Origin of the sequence: Amycolatopsis sp. NPDC058340 (assembly GCF_042723975.1) — a bacterium.
Classification (GTDB): Bacteria; Actinomycetota; Actinomycetes; order Mycobacteriales; family Pseudonocardiaceae; genus Amycolatopsis.
Window position 1 is genome coordinate 1 of the sequence record NZ_JBHXIB010000029.1, and the last position, 7,227, is coordinate 7,227.

Consider the following 7,227-nt stretch of genomic DNA (forward strand, 5'->3'; position numbering starts at 1 on the left):
ATTACATGATCCGCCGACCACCGAGACCTACACTCCTACTATGGTCGGCCGCTCCAGTTGTTAAAATGGTCCCTCAAGGAGGCCTTCACGGACTTACGCGAGAGGCGCCTTCGCGAAGTATCAAGAAGGAGCAGCCCGCAAAGCCAGGATCATCTCGAACCGCCGCTCCGGATCCCGTAGCCCGTCCGCGAACAGCGCCTCCAGTTCCTGAGCGCGGGAACGCACAGTCTGCGGATGCACCGCGAGCCGCTCCGCCACCTCACGGACGTTCCCGCAGGTCTCCAGCCACGCCAGCAGCGTCCCGGCCAGCCGCGAGTGCTGTTTCCCGGTCAACCCGGCCAGCGGCCCGAGCCGTTCCCGGACGAGTTCGGCGGCCAAGAACGGTTCCTTGAGCAGCCACAGGCGCGAAAGATGGTCGACGCACCACGTCACGGGCTCGTCCACGAGCGCGCCGGAGTCGACGAGCCGCAGGGCTTCTCGGGCGGCCCGCAGGGAACGGGCCGCGAAGACGGGTGGCACGGCGGGGCCGATCGCGGCCCGCGTGCCAGCCAGGGCTTCGGCGAATCGTTCCCGTTCGCCCGGTTCCGGAGCGGGCAGCAGCAGGCACGGCGAGGTGCCCTCGAAGTCGGCGAGCGCGGTCGCGGCGGCCGGTGGGGCCTCGTCCGACGGCTGGTCGAGGGCCACCGCGACGAGCAGGTCCGGTAGTTGCCAGCGGGCCAGGTCGGCGGCGTGTTTGACGACCTCGGGAGGCGACGGGGGTTCGGCTAGGAGGAGTTCCATCAGCCGGTGCCGCCGGCGCTCCAGCGCGCCGGCGGCTCTTTCCCGCGCCTCCGCGTGGCCCTCGACCGACAGTGCCGAAAGCTCGTCGATGTAGGCGAAGATGGCTTCCGCGAGCAGGCACAGCGTCGCGGAAGGCACTCCCGCGCGGCGCCCCACTTCGGCCATCCGGCGCCAGGTCACCCTGGCACCCACCCGGTAGGCCGCCTGGAGGACGTCGACGTTGCGGCCCTGATGGAACTCCTGGACACCCAGGCTCACGAACACGCTCCGCCGGTCCTCCGGCGGCGCCTCGGGGTTCCCGAGGCGTTCGAGGAACTGCACGAACGCCATCTGCACGCCGGTCTTGAGCGCTTTCCCGAACGCGCCGTCCAGTGGCCGCGCGTACTCGGGAATGGTCCGCTGGATCTCCCGGACCACCTCACCGGCCGTATCGGCCAGCCCCGGCCGGAACACGGTCGCCAACTCTCTCGGCAGCAGCGCCCAGAGCTGGACCGGACGCCCGCTCGACCCACCCGGCCGGGCGGGCGTGAGCAGCGGACCGTACGTCGCCTCGACCCCGCTGCGGGCGTCCTGCGGTCGGGTCACCTCGTCACCTCGTTGTGAGTGGGAAACGCTGATCTGTCAGAGCCGCGGATCGCCCCGGAAAGGCGATCGGACGCCGCCGTGGCAGGGCGCTCGGATGGCGCCCTGCCGACGTCGATTTCACCGACGAGCACTCAGTCCTCGGCGAGAAGGGCCTCCGCGCGCAGGGCGATCTCCATGTCGAGCCGGTCGTCGGCGTTGTTCAACCGGTCGCCGAAGAGATCGATGAGCTGGTGCATGCGGTACCGGACGGTCTGCGGGTGGACCTTGAGCTTCTTCGCGATCTCCGGGGCGCTGCCCCGGGACTGGAGCCAGATCAGCAACGTCTCCCCGAGCCGCGCCCGCTGTTTGGGCGTGAGGTCGTCGAACGGGGCGAGGCTGCGCGTGCACAGCTCGCGGACAAGGAACTCGTCGGCGAGCAGCCACAGGGTGGAGAGGTGATCGCTGTACCGCGTGACCGGATTGTCCGGCAGGACCCCGCGCTGGACCAGCCGCAGCGTGCGGCGGGCCCACAGCAGGGAGCGCGGCGCTTCGGTGAGCCGCACGGCCGGGCCGATCACCGCACGCCAGCCGGGAAGCCGCTCGGCGAGGTCCTTCAGGTGCTTGTCCGGGTCGCCGGTGACGAGACAGGGCTTCGGGCCTTCGAAGTCGACCAGGACGTCGGCGTCCAGGTCGGCGCTGTCGGGCTCCAGCGGGCCGAGCCGTCGCTCCAGTGCGACGACCGTGACCTCGGCGGGCAGTGCCCATTGGGCGTTCGCGGCGTGGGACGCGATCGACTGCGGTGAGGACGGGGGATCGGAGAGCATCAGTTCGAGCAGCCGGCGCCTGCGTCTCGCCCTGGTGCCGGCGGCCCGTTCCTGAGCGGCCGTGTAGCCCTCGATGGACAGTGCGGAAATCTCGTCCACGTAAGCGAAAATCGCTTCGGCGGCGGTGCACAGGAGATCGGCGTCCGCTCCGATCGCCTGCCCGAATTCCGAAACGTGCCGCCACGCCACACGACCGCCGACGCGGTACGCCGTCTGCAGGCAGTCGAGACTGCGCCCTTCGCTGAATTCGACCTTCCCGAGGTTCCGGAACACCGCCGACCACTTGTCGAGCGGCGCCGTCCCCTGACCGACGGTATCGAGGCAGTGCAGGATCGCCTGCCGGATACCCTGCGTGATCATCTGTCCGAACGCGCCTTCCAACGGCTGCGCGTACTCGGGGACGGCTCGTTGCACCTCCTGCAGGATCGCTCGGGCCAAGGGGTCGGCTCGCGGCCGGAACCGCTCGCCGAGGTCTCTGGGCAGTGACGCCCACAGTCCATTCGCACCGGTGCTGCGCACAGGTCGGTTCTCCACTGGGGTTCTCGGTGCCGGCGTGAAGGCGCGCGGTCGCTGGACCGGACCCGGTGGCTGGCGGTGCGGGTTGGCGGGGTGACGCACGTCGGGTTCGGGCCGTGCGGTCCGCAGATCGTGCCGCGAGAATCCGGTATCCAAGTCGGTCATGTTTTTATCCTTGCTGGCAACAAAATCAGCCTCTTCAACGGTGAAGCCGATCCAGATTTTGTGGCTCACGCAACATAAAATCCGGCCGAGAGGACTGTCAACGGCTGGCGGGAGCTTGATCGGCCACCTGGATGGACTACACCCGAACGGGTGGTCGGATCCGGCGGCGAGTGACATTTAGGCGGGCCTGAGATGGCGTCCGGATGACAACTTTTCCGGGACGTTTCCGGGCGCTTCCGCCGCCTCGCTGGCGCGGATGAGTACCTCGACGACCTCGTCCAGGCTCAGCCGGGCGGGCGCGGTCGCGGCGAGGAAGCGTTCGAGCTCGACGGCGAACCGGGCCGGGTCGGCCACATGTGGAAAGTGTTTCGCATTTTCGAACACGGTCAATCGGCTGTCCGGCAGCACTTCCGCGGTCATCCGGCCGTGGGCGACCGGGATGAGCGGATCGTGCGCGCCCCAGACGACGAGCGTCGGCACCTCCCTGGCGAGGTAGAGCTTGTCGATCGCGCTCGCGCGCTGGCCCCGGAGGTCGATCAGGCTGCGGGCGATGAACAGGAAGGCGCGCCGCCTGCCAGGGTCGGCCAGTGACGCAAGGTGACGGGTCAGTTCGCGGGTCTCGGGGGAAAGTTTCCCGCCGAGGGAGCGGCAGGCCGCGGCGAAACCGCGCGCGATCGCGACGGTGACCGGGTTGACCGCCAGTGAAAGCGTCACCGCCGCCCCCGGCAGCGCCGTGGCGCGCAGTACCGGGGTGACCTGCGGGCCGAGCCCGGCACTGCCCACGAGCACCAGGCGGGCGCACATCTCGGGGAACTGGTAGGCGAACTGCATCGCGATCCCGCCGCCGAGGGAGTGCCCGGCGATGGTGGCGTGCCGGTTCCCGGTGAGCGCGAGGACGTCGCGCACCACGCTGGCCATCGCGCCGAGGCCGTAGTCGGCCCGCGGGGCGGCCGAATCGCCGTGGCCGGGAAGGTCCGGGACGAGCACGCGGCGCCCGAACCCGCTTCGCTCGAAGTGGTCGAGCAACGGGACCCAGGTCTCGCCGCTGCCCGAGATCCCGTGCAACAGCACGAGCGGCTCGCCCTCGGCGTCCTTTGTGGACGGAACGTATTCCCGCAGCCGGATTTCCCGGCCGTGCAGGGTCAATGTGCGCGCTTGGAGGGCCATGTCCCGCCTTTCCGTTGTCAGGCGTCAAAATAACGTGTGGAACGCCGGGTTCGTCAGCGTGTCGCGAGACACGTCCGGCGATTGCGACCCGGGTGACAAGAATGCGGTGACCGCCCCCGAGGCGGATGCCAAAACCGGGGGCGCCGGTCTATTGCGCATCGACATTTTCCCACCGTCCCGGTATTCAGGAAAGCGTCGGTAAACACCCGTCACCACGGGGAGAAACGCAATGGCCTGCCGGGCGGACTTCCACGTCGACCAACCGAGGGCGAAACGCGCCCGCCGCGGCCTCCGCTGGGTGCTCCCCACCGTGCGGCCACCGGAACGGCGGGTCCGGCGCGTCAGGTCCCTGGCGTCCCTTCGTCGCGGCGGTGAGCGCGCATAAGGCGCTGCGCGCGCAGCGCGAGCTGCATGTTCAACCGGTCGTCGGCGTCTCTGAGCCGGTCGCCGAAGAGGTCCTCCAGCTGGCGGAGGCGGTTCCGCACGGTCTGCGGATGCACGCCGAGCCGCTGCGCGATCTCCGGTGCCCCACCGCGGGTTTCCAGCCACGCCAGCAGGGTTTCGCTGAGCCGCTCCTGCTGTTTCTCGCTCAGCGACGTGAACGGGTCGAGGCTTTGCTTGGCGAGTTCGGCCCCGAGGAAGTCTTCGGCGAGCAGCCACAGCGTGGCGAGGTGGTCCCGGCACCAGATGACCGGGCCCGGCGCGTCCTCGCCGGTCAGCCGGAGCGCGCGGCGCGCGGTGCGGAGGGCGGCCGGTGCGTCGGCGAGCGGTACGACGGGGGAGACGGCCACCCGCCAGCCGTCCAGCGCGTCCTTCAGCGGGGCGAGGTCGGCGTCGGGATCCGCGGTGAGCAGGTACGGCTCCGCGGTGTCGAGGTCGGCCAGCACGGTGTCGTCGAGGAGGTGGGCCGGAAAGGCGGACGCGCCCGCGGCGCGCTGGAGGGCGACCATCGCGGCCGCGCTCGGCACCCGCCAGCCCGCGCCGTCGGCCAGGCTGGCGATGCTGCACGCCGAGCCTTCCGGCGCCTGGGCGATCAGCTCCAGCAGGCGGCGGCGCCGGAGCGGGATCGCCCCCGCCGCCCTGGCTTCGGCCTCTTGGTAGCCCTCGATCGTCGTGGCGCAGAGTTCGTCGACGTAGACGAAGACGGACTCCGCCGCGAGCGCGATGACGTCGGGGCCGGCGCCGAGCCCGCGCACGATGGGCCGCATCGCCCGCCATGCCGCCCGCGCGCCGACGGTCACGCTGTCGTGCAACGGTTCCAGGCTCCGCCCCTCGGCGAATTCCATCCGCCCGCGCAGGCGGTAGAAGTCGATCCAGCGGTCGTGGGATACGTCCGGATCTCCGATGCAGTCGACGTAATGCCGCACCGCCCGTTCGCACGAGACGACCAGGACACGGCCGAAGACGCCCCGCAACGGCTGCGAATACGCGGTGACCGAACGCTGCACCTGCTTGACCATCGCGGCCGCGGCGTGCCCGGTATACGGACGCAGTTCTTCGCCGAGCGAACGCGGCAACGTCGCCAGCATGCCGAAACCGCGGTACTCGACCACCAAGACCACCCTTTGATTTCTTCGAGCCAGGGGAGAGAAACATGAATCCGTTTGCATGACCACGCCGGAACGGCGGGAACGGTGCCGGGCCGTTTGTACTGGATCGGCGTACGGCCTGTACCCCGAATGTGACGTTGAATTTGCAACGGAAAGTCGTGACGCTCAGCCACGTGACAACGAGCGGGTGTTTCGGTGTGACGTCTTTTGACACGGATGTGGCGACGGTTCTACGCTCCGTGCATTCGAGTGCGCCGGTGGCGCGCGGACGAAAGGGAATTGGTGCCCGTAATCGTCGGCCGACTTCTCAATGGGGGATCGCACACGTGAGCTGGCAGCCCGTCGGCGCCCTCTGGGCACGCCTGCCGAGGGAACTCGGCGACGCCGTCCGCCCGCGGATCCCGGCGATCGCCCGGCACTGCGTCGAAGGCGTGGTGTCCGAGATCGGTGAATGCGCCGAGGTGTTCAGTGACGGCGAGGCCCGTGCGGCGGCCGTCGAGCTGACCAGGCGTAGTATCGAACGCGCCATCGACAGGGTCGGCGTCCCCGAGTTGCTGCAGAACGACCTCCTGGTCGATTTCCGCGCACAGGGCCGGATCGCGTTCCATCAAGGACTCAGCCGGGAAGCCGCGCAGGCGGCGTTCAGGGTCTCGAGCCGGGTGCTGTGGCGTTCGATCGCTTCGATCGGCCGTCAGCTCCAGCTTCCCGGTGACGTCCTCTACGGCGCGGCCGAGTGCCTTTTCGGCGACGTCGTCGAGGTGACGATGGCGCTGGCCGACGGTTACAACGCCGCACAGGCGGAGGCGACGGGGCCCGCGGAGCAGCGGGCGCGGTTGTTCCGGCTGCTGGCCGGTGGCACCGGATACAGCCAGGCCGACGCCGGCGCGCTCGCCGTCGCCATCGGCTGGCGGATCCCGGACCGGATCACGGCGGTCGTCTTCACCGCGGCACCAGGAGCGCCCTCGTTCCCGGCGGGGCTGCTGCCCTCGGCGGTTCCCGTGGATCTCGCGTCCGATATGCCCGGCGCGCTAGTGGCCTGTCCCGAAGCCGACCTGAGCGGTCTGCGGGAGCTGCCGTCCGGCTGGTCGGCGACGGTCGGGGTCTCCGTTCCGATCGCGCAGGCCGCCGAGTCGTACCGGATCGCGCGGCGCGCGTCCGAGCTCGCGCAGCGGGGGATGATCACCGCGGTCGGCCCGGTGCTGTGGTGCGAGGAGCACATCACCACGCTTTTGCTGCTCGCCGACGAGTTCCTGCTCGACCGGCTGGCGGGCGAGGCGCTGGAACCGCTGTCGGGGCTGGCGCCGCGTCAGCACGACGAGCTGTCGGCGACCCTGCTCACGCAGGTGCAGACGCGCGGGAGCGCGCCCGAGATCGCCCGGCAGCTCGCCGTGCATCCGCAGACGGTGCGCGCGCGGCTGCGGCGGCTTTCCGAGTTGTTCGGCGAGCGGCTGGACGATCCGGATCAGCGGCTGCGGATCGAGCTGGCGTTGCGCGCGGAACGGCTGCGGCCCGCCGACGTCTGACGGTGCGCGATTCACCTCGTGAGTGGCGAGGACGGTTCTAACCGTCCTTGCCACTCACGAGGATCGGGCTGGTGAGGAGGTGGTCGTCGCCGGGGGGCGCCGGGCCCCCGGCGGTTGGGAGTCGGGGACCTGGGCGGT

General features: G+C 70.1%; 5 protein-coding genes. 1 reads left to right on the forward strand and 4 read right to left on the reverse strand.

Annotation, left to right across the window (positions count from 1 at the left end):
* Positions 1 to 120: 120 nt before the first annotated feature.
* The 4 genes from ACFWIW_RS27095 to ACFWIW_RS27110 form a co-directional block, all read right to left on the reverse strand.
* The gene (locus ACFWIW_RS27095; protein WP_378371052.1) at positions 121 to 1,365 is read right to left on the reverse strand and encodes a PucR family transcriptional regulator; all 1,245 of its coding nucleotides are present in this window, start codon (positions 1,363 to 1,365) and stop codon (positions 121 to 123) included.
* A 131-nt stretch (positions 1,366 to 1,496) separates the two neighbouring features.
* Positions 1,497 to 2,687, reverse strand: coding sequence for a helix-turn-helix domain-containing protein (locus ACFWIW_RS27100; RefSeq protein ID WP_378371053.1), 1,191 nt, complete (start codon positions 2,685 to 2,687; stop codon positions 1,497 to 1,499).
* A 339-nt stretch (positions 2,688 to 3,026) separates the two neighbouring features.
* A complete protein-coding gene (locus ACFWIW_RS27105; protein WP_378371054.1) occupies positions 3,027 to 4,016 on the reverse strand; it encodes an alpha/beta fold hydrolase in 990 nt (329 codons plus the stop codon).
* 341 nt (positions 4,017 to 4,357) lie between these two features.
* Positions 4,358 to 5,578: a PucR family transcriptional regulator gene (locus tag ACFWIW_RS27110; RefSeq protein ID WP_378371055.1), complete on the reverse strand. Its 1,221-nt coding sequence runs from the start codon at positions 5,576 to 5,578 to the stop codon at positions 4,358 to 4,360.
* 314 nt (positions 5,579 to 5,892) lie between these two features.
* Here ACFWIW_RS27110 and ACFWIW_RS27115 point away from each other — a divergent pair, with 314 nt between their 5' ends.
* Entirely contained in the window at positions 5,893 to 7,089 is a 1,197-nt protein-coding gene (locus ACFWIW_RS27115) for a PucR family transcriptional regulator (RefSeq protein WP_378371056.1), read from the forward strand.
* Positions 7,090 to 7,227: the final 138 nt, after the last annotated feature.

Bases quoted from the DNA above. Each gene is read 5' to 3' on its own strand.
- ACFWIW_RS27105 (WP_378371054.1), bottom strand. From the start codon at position 4,016: ATGGCCCTCCAAGCGCGCACATTGACCCTGCACGGCCGGGAAATCCGG.